Source organism: Acinetobacter sp. Root1280 (genome assembly GCF_001425285.1).
In the GTDB taxonomy this organism is placed as follows: Bacteria; Pseudomonadota; Gammaproteobacteria; order Pseudomonadales; family Moraxellaceae; genus Acinetobacter; species Acinetobacter guillouiae.
In genome coordinates, this window is sequence record NZ_LMED01000011.1 from 14,221 (window position 1) to 33,382 (window position 19,162).

16 protein-coding genes are annotated in these 19,162 nt (G+C 38.2%); 1 reads left to right on the forward strand and 15 read right to left on the reverse strand.

The genetic code is table 11. The annotated features are described in order from the left end of the window. Nucleotides 1-34 precede the first annotated feature (34 nt). From ASC84_RS09535 to tatA, 4 genes are all read right to left on the reverse strand, one after another. Nucleotides 35-2,200, reverse strand: coding sequence for a PhoX family phosphatase (locus ASC84_RS09535; RefSeq protein ID WP_056514072.1), 2,166 nt, complete (start codon nucleotides 2,198-2,200; stop codon nucleotides 35-37). A 580-nt stretch (nucleotides 2,201-2,780) separates the two neighbouring features. Then, the gene (gene tatC / locus ASC84_RS09540) at nucleotides 2,781-3,563 is read right to left on the reverse strand and encodes a twin-arginine translocase subunit TatC (RefSeq protein WP_056514073.1); all 783 of its coding nucleotides are present in this window, start codon (nucleotides 3,561-3,563) and stop codon (nucleotides 2,781-2,783) included. After that, a complete protein-coding gene (gene tatB / locus ASC84_RS09545) occupies nucleotides 3,560-4,015 on the reverse strand; it encodes a Sec-independent protein translocase protein TatB (protein ID WP_004818879.1) in 456 nt (151 codons plus the stop codon). Before tatB ends, tatC begins: the two co-directional genes overlap by 4 nt. Before the next feature lie 17 nt (nucleotides 4,016-4,032). After that, complete coding sequence (gene tatA / locus ASC84_RS09550) at nucleotides 4,033-4,257, reverse strand: Sec-independent protein translocase subunit TatA (RefSeq protein ID WP_004726505.1); 225 nt, start codon at nucleotides 4,255-4,257, stop codon at nucleotides 4,033-4,035. Between the two features lie 174 nt (nucleotides 4,258-4,431). Here tatA and ASC84_RS09555 point away from each other — a divergent pair, with 174 nt between their 5' ends. Beyond that, complete coding sequence (locus ASC84_RS09555; RefSeq protein WP_056514076.1) at nucleotides 4,432-5,307, forward strand: hypothetical protein; 876 nt, start codon at nucleotides 4,432-4,434, stop codon at nucleotides 5,305-5,307. Nucleotides 5,308-5,440: 133 nt separating this feature from the next. On the opposite strand, the gene rdgB is transcribed toward ASC84_RS09555, so the two are convergent. From rdgB to ASC84_RS09610, 11 genes are all read right to left on the reverse strand, one after another. Next, on the reverse strand, nucleotides 5,441-6,064 hold the full coding sequence (gene rdgB, locus ASC84_RS09560) for an RdgB/HAM1 family non-canonical purine NTP pyrophosphatase (protein WP_056514079.1): 624 nt from the start codon (nucleotides 6,062-6,064) through the stop codon (nucleotides 5,441-5,443). A gap of 84 nt (nucleotides 6,065-6,148) precedes the next feature. Next, nucleotides 6,149-6,646, reverse strand: coding sequence for a hypothetical protein (locus ASC84_RS09565; RefSeq protein ID WP_056514080.1), 498 nt, complete (start codon nucleotides 6,644-6,646; stop codon nucleotides 6,149-6,151). Between the two features lie 27 nt (nucleotides 6,647-6,673). Then, nucleotides 6,674-7,051, reverse strand: a complete 378-nt coding sequence (locus tag ASC84_RS09570; protein WP_056514081.1) for a DUF4440 domain-containing protein — start codon at nucleotides 7,049-7,051, stop codon at nucleotides 6,674-6,676. An 84-nt stretch (nucleotides 7,052-7,135) separates the two neighbouring features. Further along, entirely contained in the window at nucleotides 7,136-7,732 is a 597-nt protein-coding gene (locus ASC84_RS09575) for a tetratricopeptide repeat protein (RefSeq protein WP_004726515.1), read from the reverse strand. Further along, the gene (metW, locus tag ASC84_RS09580; protein ID WP_004726517.1) at nucleotides 7,729-8,322 is read right to left on the reverse strand and encodes a methionine biosynthesis protein MetW; all 594 of its coding nucleotides are present in this window, start codon (nucleotides 8,320-8,322) and stop codon (nucleotides 7,729-7,731) included. The genes ASC84_RS09575 and metW overlap by 4 nt, the downstream gene beginning before the upstream one ends. Beyond that, nucleotides 8,322-9,482: a homoserine O-acetyltransferase gene (locus ASC84_RS09585; RefSeq protein WP_004726519.1), complete on the reverse strand. Its 1,161-nt coding sequence runs from the start codon at nucleotides 9,480-9,482 to the stop codon at nucleotides 8,322-8,324. Before ASC84_RS09585 ends, metW begins: the two co-directional genes overlap by 1 nt. Before the next feature lie 464 nt (nucleotides 9,483-9,946). After that, nucleotides 9,947-11,644 (reverse strand): 2-isopropylmalate synthase, encoded by a 1,698-nt coding sequence (gene leuA / locus ASC84_RS09590; RefSeq protein WP_004726520.1) that lies wholly within the window; start codon nucleotides 11,642-11,644, stop codon nucleotides 9,947-9,949. A gap of 278 nt (nucleotides 11,645-11,922) precedes the next feature. Next, complete coding sequence (locus ASC84_RS09595; protein ID WP_056514084.1) at nucleotides 11,923-13,035, reverse strand: alpha-hydroxy acid oxidase; 1,113 nt, start codon at nucleotides 13,033-13,035, stop codon at nucleotides 11,923-11,925. Beyond that, complete coding sequence (locus ASC84_RS09600) at nucleotides 13,032-13,715, reverse strand: Fe2+-dependent dioxygenase (protein ID WP_056514087.1); 684 nt, start codon at nucleotides 13,713-13,715, stop codon at nucleotides 13,032-13,034. The genes ASC84_RS09595 and ASC84_RS09600 overlap by 4 nt, the downstream gene beginning before the upstream one ends. 109 nt (nucleotides 13,716-13,824) lie before the next feature. After that, on the reverse strand, nucleotides 13,825-16,080 hold the full coding sequence (locus tag ASC84_RS09605) for a catecholate siderophore receptor Fiu (protein WP_056514092.1): 2,256 nt from the start codon (nucleotides 16,078-16,080) through the stop codon (nucleotides 13,825-13,827). Between the two features lie 437 nt (nucleotides 16,081-16,517). Next, complete coding sequence (locus ASC84_RS09610) at nucleotides 16,518-18,743, reverse strand: TonB-dependent siderophore receptor (protein ID WP_056514095.1); 2,226 nt, start codon at nucleotides 18,741-18,743, stop codon at nucleotides 16,518-16,520. Nucleotides 18,744-19,162 lie beyond the last annotated feature (419 nt).

Consider the following 19,162-nt stretch of genomic DNA (forward strand, 5'->3'; position numbering starts at 1 on the left):
GTCACTATGGCTTTAAAAAAATAAATTTAGTTGATTAGCCAGCAATTACACCGCCATCTTTACGAGTAATGACGACAGTTGCAGAGCGCGGGCGAGCGGTCTTATTGCTTGGATCTTTTTGTGAGGCAGGCCAGTTACTCGATGGCTTATCAAAGCTAGGTGAGTCTTCACCAGGATGCTGAACATTGATAAAAATGGCTTTGTAGTCGGGTGTTATGGTGACACCCGTGATTTCACATTGTTTTGGACCTGTTAGGAAGCGACGCAGGTTTTCATCAGTGACTTGTTTACCCACGATCGTTTCTTGCCCAGCAGATGATATTGCTTTTGCGCCATCACCGACTTTACCAGGGAGTGCAGCAAGCATCATACAGTTGGTGGTATCTGTATAAGCACCATCATCCGTTTGAATCCAAAGTACACCACGTGGATCGAACCACATACCATCTGGTGAAGATAAATCATTGTTATCATTTAACCCAGATAAGTTGATGTTACTGGCCATTTTTGCTTCGGCACCAAAGAGGTAGATATCCCAAGTAAAGCTTTCAGCTGTGGTTTTATTATCTTTTTCATGGAAGCGGATAATGTGACCATTTACATTGCCTTTACCGCCTTCTGGGTCGCTATAGTTTCGTGGATTTGCGGCATCTAATGCATGTGCTGTACCACGGTTCGAGTTATTGGTTAGTGTGACATAGACTTCACCATTCTCAGGGTTCACCGCAACCCATTCAGGACGATCCATTTTGGTGGCTTTGACCGAATCACCGGCTAAACGTGCAAAAGTAGTGACATCGGCTTGAGATCTAAAAGGATAGACTGTATTGCTATCATTTAAACCATTTTTACCGTATGCCAATTCAATCCATTTACCTGTACCATCATTATTGAACTGCGCAACATATAACTTGCCACTGTTCATATATTTATCGCCAGCGCGATAGCCACCATTCACATCTTTCGCATCCCACTTCGCATCAGATACAAATTTGTAGATATATTCGCCACGTGAGTCATCGCCCATATAGAAGGCCAGATTTTCCCCTTCGATTAAACGGCTTGAACGACAGTCTTCATGTGCAAAGCGACCTAAAGATGTACGTTTAACTGGGTTTGAACGACTATCGAATGGATCGATTTCAACAATCCAGCCAAAGGTATTTGCGCCATTGCGATAATCTTTGTCCGCGGAGTCAGCGACAATTGAAGAGTTCCAGCGGTCATATAAATCTTGGTTTTCGATTGCCCCAATCGCAGTTTCCCAGCCATAACGTGAGCTGGCACCATCTTTTAAACCATAGCGATTCAGTGCGATGATTTCAGCCGCACTACGTTTTGCATCGTCACCTTTATTACGCACAAAGTATCCAATAAAGTTTTCTTCTGTGGTGAGGTAAGTTCCCCAAGGTGTATAACCATTACCACAGTTATTATGTGTGCCACGTGTTTGCTTTGCTGAGCTTGAGTATTTGGTTTTCACCAAGTCTGAACCCGCAACTGTACCTGCAAAGTCCATAACTGTTGATGCTGTAATACGGCGGTTAAATGGAGAGCTTTTAACAATCTCTACTTTTTGTGTGGTTGCATCTTTCTTTAATTCAATGATGGAAACACCGTGTGCATTAACTTCACGAATCACTTCATCTTCTGGGCGACGGCCATTTACTTTTGTTGCACCTTTAGGATGTAAGAAGGTTTGATTAATGTATTCATGATTCATGACCAGTAAGCCACGGTTTGAGGCTTTCGCATCATATTTAGAGCTATTGGAATTTAAGCCAAAATAACTCATACCATCATGACAATCGCCTGAACGCGCTGTAAAGCTGCCCCCTGAAGGAACATTGTTATCATCCCAGTCAGGAATAGTTTGCGTTAATGGATCACCTAAAGCATAAAGCACATTTGCTTCATAACCAGCAGGAACAGTGACGATGTCATTGAGGTTTTTTGCAACAGGGTTAAAGGTGAATTTTTCTGGTTTTTTAACGGTCGTTGTTGGGGTTGAGTTATTGTCATCGTCGTCATTACAGCCGACTAGGCTCGATGCTAAAGCGAGAGCAGCTGCACCACTTGCTGTTTTTGTAATTAAACTACGACGAGAAATCCGTTGTTCTAAAATGTCACGGAAATGTGTGTTATTCGAAGTATTATTATCTAACTCTTGATTTTCATGATATGGCGTGAGGTCTGTCATACGATTCCCTTTGGCTTTAAGTCTTGATTAAATGTGATTTTGATTCAGCTTAAAAACATACAGAACAAATGTGTAAGATCTCTTACTCTTATATTTAATATTGGTTAAATTTAATCTTATTTTAAGAAAGTAATAGGATTGTCATATTTGTATTTAGATAATTACTGTGCTGTTCAATTTCTATAAACATTGAGATATGACTGATTGAGCATGATATGTGCTTGGTGAATTGAATCAACAGGATCAACTTGTAGTTGTTTTAAAATAGAGATGTTTAATAAAGAGATTTTAATAATAGACTTCTTTTATAAACGCTTATTAAAAGCATAGATCGACATAAAATCCCCCTCATCCTAACCTTCTCCCGAGGGGAGAAGGAACTTTCAATCGCAATATAATTCACTCAACATGATCACTTTTGACTTATGAAATAGATCTAATGTATTCGAATAAAAGGGCTGAAGATTAAGCGATAGACTTATTTTTATAGTTGTTTCTAAAAAGAATTTAACACGCTTAAAAATAAAAAATGACCTCAAAAGAAGTCATTTAAATATTAAAAAGCTTTTTATTTTGATACTTAAGCATCTACAGTTTTACGTTTTTCAATCACTTTACCCAGCAATAAACCCAGCTCAAATAGCATCCACATTGGAATTGCGAGCATGATCATTGAAATTGCATCTGGTGGGGTAATAAACATAGATACGAAGAAACATCCCACCACGATAAAGCGGCGCTTTTCAGCCAATGTTTTAGTGGTGACGAAACCAACTAAAATTAACACTAAAGTAATGATCGGGATTTCAAAGGTTACGCCAAAGACCAAGAATAATTTTAGGCAGAAGCTTAAATAACTATTGATGTCCGTCATTGGCGCGACGGTTTCTGGTGAAACACTGATAAAGAAATGCAGGATGGATGGCAATGCAATAAAATAAGCAAAAGCGATCCCTGAATAAAACAGCACAATACTGCCAAACAACAACGGAAATGCTAGATTTTTTTCTTTTTCGTATAATGCAGGTTTAATAAACGCCCAAAGTTGATAGATGATAAAGGGCATCGCCAACATAAGCGCAATAAAGAAGTTTAACTTAAACGGCGCCATGAATGTTGCTGTAACATCAGTTGCAATCATGGTTGAGGTTGCAGGTAATTGTTTTCTGAGTGGTTCTGATAATGCAATATAGGTCTTATTGGCAAATGGCAATAAACAAAAAAATATAGCGATGAGTGCGCCAACAATTTTAAATAAATGCTTACGTAATACCATCAGGTGTTGAGTAATCGGCATTGCATCTAAAGGCGGCGTCTCGGTAGACGAGGCATCATGTACTTGTGGTGCTAATGAGTCGCTCATACAGCCACCTTCAATTGCGGTACTTCTTTAACAAGAACAATTTGTGGTCGAGTTACAGTACAGTTTTGTTTATCTAACCAAGTCTTTGACATATAAATAGCGGGGACCGTAATATCAAGTTTATGATAAGTCGTGTGAATTTTTTTATTGTCTGTTATTGCGAGATGACTTTCTTGTTCTACAGCAATTTTTTGTTGTTGTAACTCTTGCATTTGAGCCTGCATTTTTTGTTCAAGTTCTTGAATTTTTTGCATCTCTTGTTGCATTTGTTCTCTAAATTCAGAAAGACGTAATTCACGGTCGATGTCATTTTGGACACTACTAATTGCACGTTTAAATTTGCTATACCATTTGGCAGCAAAACGCGCAGCTTCAGGAAGTTTATCTGGTCCCAATACCAAGAGAGCAATGATCCCAAACACTAACAGTTCTGAAAATCCAACATCTAACATGATCTACGCCTCACCGATTAGTGTTTTACTGTAGAGTTCACATCAGTATTGCTAGTTTGATGTTCTAGTGTACGCGTTTCAGTCAGTGAAGCAGTTGTTGCCTCTTCTTCTTTAATTGATTTCTTAAAATCTTTTACGGCACCACCAACATCTTTACCTAAGTTTTTTAGCTTTGATGTACCAAATAGTAGAATCACAACGATTGCAAAAATAAGTACATGCCAAATCGATAATCCAGCCATAGTTTTAACTCCTATTTATTAACAGCTATAACAACAGTTATCCATGACAAAAAAGTGACACTAATATTTCAATTTAAAGACAGACAATATTTATAAATTATTTTGATATGTTAAACGTCATCTATATTTGGAAAATGCTAGTATGTTCATGATTTGAGAATAAGGTGTAGTATTGTGGCTTTGTTATTTCCAGTTTTATCATTTATCTGTGGGCTGATACTGGCAAATAGCAAATTTTCAGTAAACTTAAAATCACTCATCTCTTTGCTGTTGGCTCGCTTATTTATCCCGATTGTGATTATTTACAATATGGTATTTTATAAATCGGGCAGTATTGCTTTAATTTTATTTGCTTTTTTCTCATGTTTTACGCTTTTCTTTATTTATCTCACGCTGTCTAAAGATCGTTTAGCTTCATTGTGTTTTAGCTATACCAATATGGCATGGCTCGGCTTTCCTATTGCCTTGGCTATATTTGGTCCAGACAATAGTATGGTGATGATACCGCTCTATATCGGGGTTTCAATTTTTGGAAACTCTTGGGCTGTGACTTCGGTAAGTTCAGCCCCGCAATCCAAACATTTGCTTATCAAAAAAGTACTGCAATCGCCACCTGTGATTGCCTTGATCATTGCAGGGCTTTTACGTTGTTTTGATGTGCAACAGTTTCAGACAAATGATTGGATTAATTGGATTTATACTCTGGCTAAATGGAGTATGAGTTTTACCGGTATGTGTGTATTGGGGATGTGGTTAAGAAAAACCAAAGTCCATATCGAGGATTTACTGTCCAGTACTAAGCTTGCAATATTAAAGTTAGTTTGTGGTGTTGTATTGTGCAGTCTGGCTTATTTCTTTTTGCCTGTTCCACAGATCCATCAATATATTGGGGTGATGTTTTTACTGTTTTGTTTACCGCCAGCTGCTAATATTGTCGCATTGGAAACCCACTATCAAGGCACTGGGGTTTCAGCAAAATATATTGCTTCGGGAACGATAGTCAGTTGTGTGGTATGCGTCCTATATGGTGTGTTGATTCATTTTTTATAGTTTTATCGGTTGATTGGTTTATTTTGCTTCGTTTTAGATAAGTTTTAGCGATATCCATCATATTCCTCCTTTGCTCAAAGGCGAGGAGGAATCTAACAAAATCGTATGATTTTAAACGGCTGGTTTTAACTGCTTATTTCAAGCTTGCTTTAAACAATTGCATCGCCTGACCACGATGGCTAATTTTGTTCTTTTCTGCTTTACTCATTTCTGCGCTTGAAATATTTAGCTCGGGTAACCAGAACAGTGGGTCATAACCGAAGCCATTTTCACCACGAGCTTGCTCTAGTACTTCACCTTGCCAGATCCCTTGGAAGATTTGTGGTAAAGGGTCATCTGCATGTTCAACCAATGCCAATACACATACGAACATTGCTTCAATCGCTTGATCGTCTTGGCGTAAAGGCTTAAGGTTTTCCAGCAATTTTGCATTATTGGCTGCATCATCGCCATGCTCACCTGCATAACGTGCAGAGTAAATTCCAGGTGCTCCACCTAATACGGGAACGCAAATCCCAGAATCATCTGCAATCGCAGGTTTACCTGAAATACGGCTTGCATGACGTGCTTTGATAATTGCATTTTCAATAAAGCTTAAACCATCTTCAATCGCGTCTTCGATATTCAGTCGACCTTGAGGAATCACTTCAACGGGTAAAGCCAATTCAGCAAACAATTTTTCAAATTCAGCAATTTTGCCTTTGTTATTGCTTGCGAGTACCAGGGTTCCTTGTGATAACCAATCTTTTGATGACATGATGCAGACTCAAAATTTAAAATTGAGTTATTTTAACTTAATCTGTGTCATAAAATGCGGCTAAATTCTCTCGTCCTTTACGCTTTACTGGATATGTTTTGCTTTTGCGCTAATGCGTTTGTCTAACTGTTGTTTTAAATCGAGAACATCCTCATTTTTCATAAAACCTAGTCCAACATTGAGTTTCTGTTTGCTGTTATCTTTCATGATAAAAAGTAAATAGTATTGTCGATCAAGTAAGGTTTTTTTTAGCTCAACTTTATAGATCTCTGGTATTTTAATGTGTTTTTTAATTATCACTCTACCTTTAAAATCAATGCTTCTAATCATGTCTTGGGAGAGGGTTAAAATAGGACGTTGATTGCTAAACATCTGAATAGCTTTATTACTGAAAAAATAAGCAATGAGACCCAATGGCGTAACAAGAAATAGCGAAAAGAGACTTTTTAAGCCATTCTTCCATTCAAACATTTCCCAGATCAAAAGCACGGTCGCAGCCCAAAAGGGGCAGGCCAAAATTCCAGCAAAAATCGCCAAAGGAATCATTTGTTTGCGTGAAGCATAATATTTTTTCTTTTGCATATTTTTCCATACATAGAAGAACTCGATTTACTTCTCAAATGCACAAGTGGTGCCTTGATGGAAAATCATTTGCCATATACCGTGATCATTCATAACCCAAATTGAACTGCGTAAAGCCACATTGTATTGAGCTTGAGTTGCCTCATTGATTTGATGGCTTTGATAGGTCAGTAAAACGCTATGATCAGATAACGACTGAACTTGAAAATCCTGTGCTTGAATGATGTCGGTATCTGTATCGTTTAAAAGTGCTTCAATCATTTGGGCTTTATGCACAACCCACCCTGATTTGGTAATTTCTTTAAAATCTGGATGTAACCGTTGATCAAGTATTTGAAAGTTTTGACGATCACGATGATGCAACCCGCATTCATATTGAATTAATTGTTTGAATAGGTCTTGCATTGTCAACAATCCCAGTTGAAATACTTAAATGGATAGCAGTAAAAAAAGCACCCGAAGGTGCTTTTATGATCGATGAAAATCAAATTATTGAGCTTGAATCCATTGATCTGCACGTTGTGTCGCAGTACGAATTTGGTCTTGAGTTAAGTTAGCAGCCAAAGCAGTTTTTTTGGTTTGCGACATGTTAATCACTTTATTGTCTAACATACCATCACGTGTAGAAAGCTCATACCACTGATAAGCGCCCATGTAGTTTTTCTTTTGCTCTTCCATCACCGCAAGATTAAAGCTTGCACGGTTATCGCCGTGGCTTGCTGCTTTTTCAAAGTATTGACGCGCAGATGTTTCGCTTTTAGAAACGCCTAAACCATCAGCATACATACGACCAACATTCAACTGAGCCGCAGAAATACCTTGGTCAGCCGCAGCTTTAAACCATGTAAATGCTTGTTTAAGGTCTTTAGATACACCGCCAGTACCAGCCTGGAAATGTGTTGCTAAATAAAATTGTGCAGCAGGTTGGCCAGCTTTGGCTGCTTTTTGTAAATCTGTCACATTCATATGTGCATATTGTGCTGCCATTGCTGATACAGATTGTTGTTGCTGCGGTACATAGTCCGCATGGGCTTGAATACTCACTAGCCCAAAAAATAACGTACTGCCTAATAATAATTTCTTCATAGAGCGCTCACTCGATAAATAGCGACTTCGCCGAACAAATTCGGTATGGCTTTACTTAAAAAGCTACCTTGTTGGTTCCCATTTACAGCGAGTCGATCAATAATTTGAATCTGATTTTCAGCACATAATGCTTCAAAATCACGAAAGGTGCATAAGTGGATATTAGGTGTATTGTACCACATATACGGTAAGGCATCAGAAACAGGCATCTTGCCTTTCAGTGCAAGGAAAGACCGTGTTTTCCAATACGCAAAGTTAGGAAACGTAATAATTGCTTGTTTCCCCACACGCACCATATCGCGCAGAAGCACATCAGGTGCATCTACAGCTTGCAAAGCTTGTGCCATAACCACATAGTCAAAAGACTGGTCGGCAAAGCGTCCCAAACCGAGGTTTAAGTCTTGTTGTATAATATTTAACCCTTTGCTGACGGCAATTGCAATCTTTTCTTGATCGATTTCTAGCCCGTAAGCATGAATTTGCTGTTTTTTGCTCATTTGTGACAATAATTCGCCATCACCACAACCTAAATCGAGCACACTTGCACCAGCATTGATCCATTTTTCTGCAAGCTGTTGGTCAATACGCATTACAAAGCCTCCTTAGGTGTTGAATTAAGGTGTTCAATACCACCTAAAAATGCACGTAAGGATTTGACGTACAAGGGGATAGGGAATAGGAATGAGTCATGGCCCTGCTCAGCATCAATATCCAAATAACTCACAGGTTTTTGATTGGTAATCAAGGCGTTGACAATCTCTTGCGAACGTTCTGGGCTAAAACGCCAGTCTGTTGTAAATGACACCACTAGGAAGCGGCATTTGGTATTAGATAGGGCTTTCGTCAGTGACTGTTCATATTCACGTGATGGATCGAAATAATCCAAGGCTTTGGTCATGATCAGATAAGTATTGGCATCAAAGTTACGACTGAATTGTTCGCCTTGATAACGCAGATAGCTTTCAACTTGGAACTCAACATCGAAACCATACATAAATTTGCCTGATTTTAAATCACGGCCAAATTTTTGTTTCATGGCTTCTTCGGAAAGGTAGGTAATATGACCCACCATACGTGCCAAAATTAAGCCACGTTTTGGATAACTATCGAGTTCTAAATAGCGGCCATTGTGAAAATCTGGATCAGACAAAATGGACTGACGTGCCACTTCGTTAAATGCAATATTTTGTGCGGAAAGCTTTGGTGCGCTGGCAATGATGACACATTTTTGTAAACGGTCAGGATAGTCCACAGACCATTGTAAAGCCTGCATGCCACCTAAAGAACCACCAATGATTGAATACCAAACATCTATCCCTAAGCGGTCAGAGAGGAGGGCTTGGGTTTTAACCCAATCACGTACAGTCACTAATGGAAAGTCGGGACCGTATGGGCGATTTTCATTTTCAGGGTTAGGTGAAGTGGGTCCCGTTGAGCCACTACACCCCCCGATATTGTTGAGTGCGACCACAAAAAACTTCGAGGTATCAATGGCTTTACCAGGCCCAATACATGCATCCCACCAGCCGGTTTTTTTATCGTCTTCATGGTGATAGCCAGCCGCATGATGATGTCCTGAAAGTGCATGGCAAATCAAAATTCCATTTGATTTATCTGCATTGAGCTCACCATAGGTTTCCACCATGATTTCATAGCGTGGCAATACTCGACCACACTCAAGCTCTAACGGTTCTTCAAATTCAAACTTTTGTGGAGTAACGAGCCCCACTGAATCAGCTGGAAAAGACACTGGAAATGTTCACCTTAAAATTTTAGAAGGTCGATAAATTACGAATATTAGAGATATCTAAGTCATCTGTATGGCTAATAAATTAATGATATTCCATGGTTTTCACAATAGCTTTTATCATTAAAGTTCACTTCAGGATGAGTGATGATGTCGAGTAGGGTCACAATGAATGTTTTGGCTTTGCTGAGGCTCAACGTATTCTTCTTTCGAAAAAATGAAAAGCTTAAGCTTTATCAGAGAGCGATCTTGTGAAACTTTGCTTCTCATCGCCAAACGTGTTCACTACTCGCCAACACCAGTCTGATCTCAAACAATCATGGATGAAATTTCCATGTATCTTTTTATCTTTAAATTATTTTTAAAAGATATAAAGCTGTTCGAAGAGATTGCTTGATAACATCAATAAATAAAAGAAAGGATACCACTAGGGGGCATCCTTTCTAAAGTCTTTTAACTGATATCGCTTATACAGCAGCAGCGATGACTTGTTCAGTACTTAAAACACCTTGGTCAATCAAACGATTGGTTGCCGCTATAATTGCTTCAATTGAAGAGGTAACAATATTGTCATGCACACCAGCACCGAATGCAGATTTACCTGTACCTTGGACTTGAAGTTCGATCAATGCCAATGCTTTTGCATGTGCACCAGAACTGATACTGCGTTCTTCGTAGTTTAAGACATCAATTGGTAATTGAAGTGCATTTAAAATCGCAGAAATTGGACCATTCCCTTCACCACGTAAGCGCTGAGTTTCACCATTGATGACCACATCAAGCTCAATCACTTGGCTACCATTTTCATCTGACAATCTATAATTTTTCGCTGAATAGTGTGCATCTTTTGCAGCAACATAGGTGTCTTTAAACAAGGTCCAAATTTGTTGAGCTGAAACTTCAACACCTTCTTCATCTGCAACTTGCTGAACAATTTGTGAGAATTCAATCTGTAAGCGACGAGGTAAAACCACGTTATAGTTAGACTCTAATAAGTAGGCAATACCGCCTTTACCTGACTGTGAGTTGACACGGATCACAGCATCATAATCACGACCTAAATCTTTAGGGTCGATTGGTAAGTAAGGCATATCCCAAATTTCTTCGTCTTTTTGGAACTCAAAGCCTTTTTTAATTGCATCTTGGTGAGAACCAGAGAAAGCGGTAAAGACCAAATCACCAGCATATGGGTGACGTGGATGTACAGGCAAGCCAGTACATTCTTCTATTGTGGCAATAATCTCATTAATGTTTGAAAAATCTAACTCACATGCCACACCTTGTGTGTACATGTTTAATGCAATTGCAGCAACGTCAACGTTACCAGTACGTTCACCATTCCCAAATACACAACCTTCAACACGATCAGCACCAGCCATGATCGCTAACTCAGATGCTGCAATACCACAACCACGATCATTGTGACAATGTACTGAAATAATCACACCATCACGACGTTGCAAATTACGATGCATCCATTCGATTTGGTCGGCATAGACATGCGGACCTGAAACCTCAACAGTTGCAGGTAAATTTAAAATGACTTTATTGTCAGGTGATGCTTCCCAAATTTCAGTTACTGCATCGCAAACATCTTTAGCAACTTCTAATTCTGTTGCTGTAAAACATTCTGGACTGTATTGAAAAATAAATTCAGTTTCAGGCTGTTTGGCTGCATATTCTTTTACTTTGCTTGCCGCATTCATTGCCAATTGTTTTGCACCATTGGCATCAACATTCAATACTTTTTTACGGAAAGTGGGTGAATTTGAGTTATAGATATGCACAATGGCACGTTTTGCCCCTTGTAAAGCCTCAAAAGTACGTGCAATTAAATGATCACGCGCTTGCACCAAGACTTCGATATAAACGTCATCTGGAATATGACCTTCTTCAATCAACTTACGGGTGAAATCAAAATCAACTTGTGATGCTGAAGGAAAGCCAATTTCAATATGCTTAAAGCCAATTTTGACCAACATTTCGAACATTTTGAATTTTTGTTCGATGTTCATTGGCTCGAAAATCGCTTGGTTACCATCACGAAGGTCGGTACTCATCCAAATTGGCGCTTTATTGATTTCGTTATTTGGCCATTGACGGTCAGGCAAGTCTACACGTTGGTACATGCGACGATATTTTTTACTTGGATCAGCCAACATCATGAGGTAACTCCTTGTGTAGTTGTTGTTGCTCGTCTCTTGGGTAAAGGCAACTTACTACAAATATAGATTGTGTCTATCTGTTCAATTTACAAGTGTTTTTAAGATGAAAACACAGTAAATTTTCATAAATTTATACGTGGGTAACACGAGATAAATCTAAACACTGATAACTTACAAATGGTTTAACTTGAGATTAATTCTAAAACAATTATCTTGGAAATAATTTCCTTAATTTGCATAAAAAATATCAGTTGAGAGAAAAATTTCCTTTGAATGACTTAATCTTGAAAAATATATTCTTGATTGATTTCTTTTACGGTAGCAGTTCCCATTAATGCCATGGTAATTTCAAATTCTTCCTTTAAAATTTTAATCACATGGGCGACACCTAAAGCACCAGCAACCGAGAGTCCGTAGATCGCAGGACGACCAATCAGCACCGCAGATGCGCCTAAAGCCAATGCTTTAAATATATCTGTACCACGGCGGATTCCACCATCCAAAAGTAAAGGAAAATCATGAGGAACAACGGCCTTAATTTTTGCTAAGGCGGTCAGTGGGGAAATACTGCTATTGAGTACTCGTCCACCATGATTAGAAACGATTAAGCCTTTTACGCCGATTTCGACTGCTTTTTTTGCATCGAGTGGATGTAGCACACCCTTTAAAATTACAGGCAAATGGCTATGGGCAATTATAAATTCGATATCTGCCCATTTGGGTGCAATTTGCATTAAACCGTTGAATACAGGATGTTGATGCTCAGAAATTTCGGGCAGGGGAATGTGGGTAGGTGTATGGGGGTGTTGCATGCCTTCTGGCAATTGAAAATTCACCCGACGTTCACGATCACGAATCCCTGTATGCGGTGAATCTACTGTAATCACAAGCGCTTTAAAATTTTGTTGTTCTGCGAGTCGAACTAAGGCCAATGATTTTTCACGATCACCTTGCCAATACAGTTGGAACCATTTCAGCGGGTTTTCTTGTTTTAAACTTCGCATATCGGTATTGGTGAAAGTACTGAGTACGATATTACTTCCTAAAACTTCGGCTGCCAGTGCAGCCGCAGCTTCGCCCTCTGGGTGGAACAATTGTTGATGTCCAATCGGTGCAAGAAAAATTGGATGAGGAAATTTTTGCCCTAAAATTTCACATTCTGTCGAGCCTTGAGTTAAGTCATTGAGCAGTCTTGGAATCAGTTGAATATTTTTAAATTGTTGTAAGTTTTCTTGAACACTTTGCTCATCCATCGCCCCACCTTGCAAGTAGTGCCAAGTGTTTTCAGGCAGATGCTGTTCTGCTTGTTTCTCGTAATCCGCAATTGTCTGTAAATATGCTGGAATTTGAGTGAGTGGAGTAAGAGGAGTATTTGCTGTTGTCGAAATCATAAATTGCCCCATTGACGAAGTAAGTTATGATAATGACTAGTTAAACTAACCACTTCTTCATTATCACCCAATTGCTGACGTAGTTTGATAATAGTGATATCTAAATTAAATAACATACTGCGTTGCCAATCGTCTTTAACCATGCTTTGCATCCATGTAAAAGCGGCAATTCGTTGTCCAGACGTTACTGGTTCGACACGGTGTAGACTCGTAGCTGGATAGAGAATTGCATCGCCTGCATCAAGTTTCACTTCATGACTACCGTAGTTGTCTTCAACAATCAGCTCACCACCTTCATATTCATCTGGTTCGGATAAGAATATAGTCATCGAAACATCTGTACGGATCATTTGTCCTGTCAGTGACGAATATTGCACTGCATTATCAACATGGTTGCCGTAGTTTCCTGAATCCTGATAGCAATTTAGCATGGGCTGTAAAATATGTTTTGGTAATCCTGCAGATTGTACTAAAAGGTTTTGTTTTAGGATTTTTAAAATCTGTGTGGAAATCATTTGATAGACTTCATGTTGCACATCAACTTGTAAATTATTTTTAATTTGTTGTGCCTGAGCGCCTGCACTGTTTCTACCATTCACCCAAAGTTTTTCATCTTCCAATAATTTTCTAAACTCAGAAACTTGTTGTTTGCTTAAGACTTCGGGGATATGTAGCATCATTGAATTTAATCACTCCTTGAAACAATATTTTGTGCAAATAAAAAAGTAGTATATTCACAGAGAATGTACTACTTTTTGACATTCAACTAAATGTAAATTTAATTGAATTTTAGAATTTATAGTTCAGCGTTAATGCTGCTGAACGAGGTTGTCCAAGCACCACACGGCCACCACCATTATTTAATGTACTGATATAGTCTTTATCTGCAAGGTTGTAGACATTTAAATTTACAGATGCATTTTTATTGAATGTATAACCGACTAAAGCATCGAATACTACATAGCTTGGAATAGAAGGCATTGCAGCAAGTGAAGTACTGTCAGTGATGACACGTTTTTGATCATCTACATAACGTGCACCAACACCAACTTTAAAGCCTTTAATATCATAAGTTGACCATAAGCTTGCAGTCCATTCTGGCGACCAGCGGACATTATTGGTTTTGGTAATTGCACCAGTTGTTGCATTAATACTGAGTTGATTTTCTTGCTCAGTTTTCATGTGAGCAACACCAGCAGAAATATTCCATGCATCTGTAATTTTACCAACTGCACCGAGTTCTATACCTTTGACTATCGTTTTGCCTTCTTGAATGGATTCTTTAGTAATCACATCTTGAGTAAATTGGTTTTCATTTTCAGTATAATAAGCAGCAGCTGTTACAGCCAATTGGTCATTAAGCAAATCCCACTTTGTGCCTATTTCATAATTATTAGTTTCTTGTGGTTTAGCCGCAGCACTGTTAATTCCTTCTGCAGAAAGACTAAAGTTAGCACTTCCTGGAGGCGTTAACGATTTTGCATAAGCGGCATAAACACTACTTTTGCTTGTAGGCTTAAATAAGCCACCTAGTTTCCAGCTGACCAAAGTATCGTTTGCTGTTAAATTTGTTGGTGTTTTGGTGATAGCTAAAGTTGTTGCATTTGTAGCAACTGATAAACCTTTGAAATCAGTTTCATAATAATCAACACGGATACCACCACTGAGTTGGAAACGTTCCCCAAATTTCAATGTATCGAATGCATATAAAGCTGCTGTATCAGTCGTACCATTTGAATAGCCACCTGTATCAACTAAGTTTGGTAAAACTTGATATCGATCGGGGTGATATAAATTTGCATTTGGTGTGGTTGGTGCTTTAGTACCTGGTGTCTGCGTTGATAAGCTTTTTGTGTATTGTTGTTCTTTTAATAATTCTAGACCTAAAACAACATCATGTTCGATAGAGCCTGTTTTAATTCCCCAATTAATTGTACTTTGGTTTGCAATAATTTTATTCTCTTGGTCTACACCTTGGCGAGAGCGGGTTATGGTCCATTGCGATGGATCCGTGGAATTATTTCTGCTTAGTGTATTGATCCCTGTTAAAACACGATCCATTTCAGTTTTGCCAAAACGAGAGATATTTGTAAATTTTAAATTCTCAGTAAGGTCTGTCTCAACTTTTGCAGTTACTATATCTGCATCGACATCTTCATGGTCATCGATATGACCGTAATAGTTTTCGCGATCAACTTTAGGTGCTTTGGCTAAATCTGAATCTGTATTCCAAAAGCCTTTTAGACCAATGGTAGGAATACCTCCATCTGGAATATTACGCTGACGAACATGTTGTGAATATAAATAGAAACGAGTATCTGTATCTAAACCGAAAGCAATTGCAGGAGCAACGGCATAGCTGTTGTTTTCAATATAGTCACGGCCCTCGATACCACCATTTTGTCCCATAACATTTAAGCGAACAGCAGTGTTGTTATTGAGTGCTTGATTAATATCAGCAGACAGACGAGCATGTTCAGCAGTGTTATAGGTTGCTGAAATAGAACGACTATTTTGTAGATAAGGTAATTTACTTACAAGGTTAATATAGCCTGCCGCAGCTCCACGTCCTGCTTCTGAGCCAGAAGGTCCTTTGACGACTTCAATTTGCTCTAAGTTAAATACATCACGGCTTATAGCGCCTAGATCACGAATACCATCTACATAAGTTGATGTTTGGGTTGAAAAACCTCGCATTTGAAAGGCATCACCAGCACTGGTATTACCATTTTCACCAAGTTGTAATGTGATTCCTGGTGTATTACGCAAAGCCTCAACTAAAGATGTTGCCCCTTGTTCTTGTAATAATTCCTTTTTTATTACGGAAATTGTTTGAGGTGTATCAAGTAATGGTTGAGTATATTTTGGAGAGCTAACCTGATCTGCCTTATATGTCGTATTTTCCACTTCAGATTTTACAGTAATCAATGGAAGTTTTACTGGTTCACTCTCAGTCGTTGCAGCATGTGCAATAAAAGGAAGGGTAGCAGCTAAAGCAACAAGTGATTTCGCTTTGTTATGTTTACGGCTTTTGATATTGGCCATTGTAGGTATCCCTAAGAGTAACTTTAGAATTTCCATAACTGCACATTCACTTATGAGTGTGAGGAACGTACAGTAAATATGGAGGAAATGTTAAATCATGTAACAAAATTCTTTAGTTGCGAATTCTAATGATAATTATTTTCATTAACAATAAATATAAATGATTATTCATACGGAAAAACTGTTTAATCTATTAAAGATAATTAAAGAAAACTATAGGGGATATGATTGATGGAGTTTGATCATATTGCTGAAATTTAAAGTATTTTTAATGAATGGTAAAAAGTAACTATTGGAAATTATAGAATTATTTTTTAGTAAGGATTAATAACGATGGAAGTTATCTTCAATAAAAGACACAACGAGCTAAATTGTAGGTAAAAAAATGGCCCCTATGAAAAGGAGCCATTTCACTTTAATTTTTAAAGTATTAACTATTAATATTTAAAGTTAATTGATAAGACAGCATTACGACCTTCAGTTTCTGTTGCATAGTGAGATGCATAAGCTTTAGTAAAATAACGCTTGTCTGAAAGGTTGTTTACATTAAGCTGTAAATCAACATTTTTGTTAACGTTGTAACGAGCCATTGCATCATAACGTACATAACCTGATACATATTTAGTATTGGCAGCATCACCATAGACTTTGTCCATACCTAATGCCCCAGCACCAACAGTTAACTGTGGAAGAACTTGATAGGTTGTCCAAAGTGTTGCAGAGTTTTTAGGTACGTTAGGAAGTTGTTTGCCTTTCGCTGGGTTAGGGTATGTACATGTTCCAGCACGATTACATGACGGACCAGGGTTGGTCATTTCACTGTCTAGATAAGAGTATCCAGCCGTAATATCCCATTTGTCTGTAATTTTACCTGTAGCACTAAGCTCAACACCATCAACTTTACTTTCACCACCGTTGGTGTAGGTACCAGCATCTAATTGGATACGAGTATTTTGTTTTTCTGTACGGAATACAGCAGCTGTTAAGTTTAAGCGATCATTGAAGAGGTCCCATTTAGTTCCAACTTCATAAGTACGCGCTTCTTCTGGCTTTAAGTCCATATAAGCTTGTCCGATCGCTTCTGAACCATCACCACCATCAACACCCACTGGGTTAGCTGATGTTGCATAGCTTGCATAGATCGAACCATTTTTCATAGGTTTATATGTCAAACCAGCTTGGTAAGTAAAAAAGTCTTTATTATTTTCTAGTTTAGCGCCTGTTGCATTCGTCACTTGCTCAGTGTCAAATTTGTCCCAACGAACACCTAGGTCAAGTAGCCATTGTGGATTAAATTCAATATTGTCAAGCAAATAAACTGATGTAACTTTTGTTGTAGTCGTGGTGGTATTACGATTAGCAACTGCCGAACCTAACCATTCTTCTTTCGAATTTGGATTTGTTAAAGACGTACACCACGCATCATTGATTTTACAATCGCTGTTGAAACCACCAGTTGTAGTACCTGTGTAACCTGGATAAGTGGTCGTATAGCTACCTTTATCTGATTTTTGATCACTATATTCTGCACCAACATTAAACTTATGCTTAATTGCACCAGTGTTAAATTTACCAGTCAATGCAAGTTGATCTGTGAAAATATCTGTGTCAGTAATACGTGAGTTAATACGACGCCAAACTTTATCATTTAGGACATTACCTTTTGAGTCATCTGGTTGAGTCCAAAGATAATCATTCGTTGACTTGTTATACACTGCAGTATTGGTAATGGTTAAATTGTCAGTTAAATCATGTTCTAATTTAATTGTACCAATTTGGTTTTCTTGTTTTTGAAAATCACGATCATGTAAGCCATAGTAAATGCCTTGTTTAACATCTACAGGCTTACCAAAAGTTGCTTTTTTCGAAGCATCATAATTATATGGCACACCCGAATCTGGTGTATCGTCTGACTTTAAATAGTAGTAACTTAACGTCGCACGAGTCGCAGTGTCTAAGCCAAAAGTAATACTTGGCGCAATACCAGCACGTTTATATTCTGCGCCGTCATGTTGACCCGCTTTCTCATTTTGGTGTCCCATCACTGCAATACGAGCAGCAATCCCATTGCCAAAATCTTTATTGCCATCAAGGGTAATGCGTTGGTAGTTATCTGTACCACCCGCAACAGAGCCTTCTAAAGCATCGCCTTTTTTAGCGACTTTAGAAATCATGTTTACACTACCACCAACCGAACCAGCACCACCAAGTGAAGATGCTGACCCTTTGATGACTTCTACTTGTTCTACTGCAAACATTTCACGGTTTTGTGAAGTGGAATTACGCACACCATCCACAAACATAGAACTTTCAGAGTTATAACCACGAATAAATGGACGGTCGCCATTTGGGTTACCACCTTCACCAGCGCCAAGGGTAATTCCTGGAACTGTACGAAGTGCATCTGCAAGTGTTGTTACTTGAGTATCTTGAATCAGCTGTTTTGAAATAACAGATACAGATTTAGGTGTATCCAAAAGTGGCGCAACAAATTTTGTATTGGCAGACTGATCTACTTTTAAACCTTGTTCAGTCGTTGCTTGTGCTTTAATTGTTGGCAGTTTTGCGATTTCGTCTTGAGCGATGGCTGACGTTGCAATAACTGAAAGAGATGAAGCGATTGCTGTAGTAACAATCTTTTTGCGTGATTTGATAAAAGACATACTTAAACTCACTAAGAGTAGTGCAAATTTGTATGCGAATAATAATGATTCTTATTGTTTATTTCATCTGTTTGAAATTGAATTTGTCGATAGTTTTAAAAGTTTATGATGAGAAAATGAATTGAAAATATGTTGAATTTTCACTTAACTTTTTGAATTTTATTTATTTAGTTTTATTTATAGATATTTCAAAATGTAAATAAATTTATTCTATTGTCACTAAAGCATTTGAATTTGGTAAATTTCTCAAAATATGCGGATTTCTGGCTTTTGACTACAAAGAAGGGGATTGGTTTAAAAAAGCGACATAATGGGGAAATCCGTGACCGAAATAAAATGATTTACACAGGTGTTTTGTATATATTCAAATGTTGTCATATAATGTGGCACTTTTTGAAAAACTGTAATTATTAAATTCT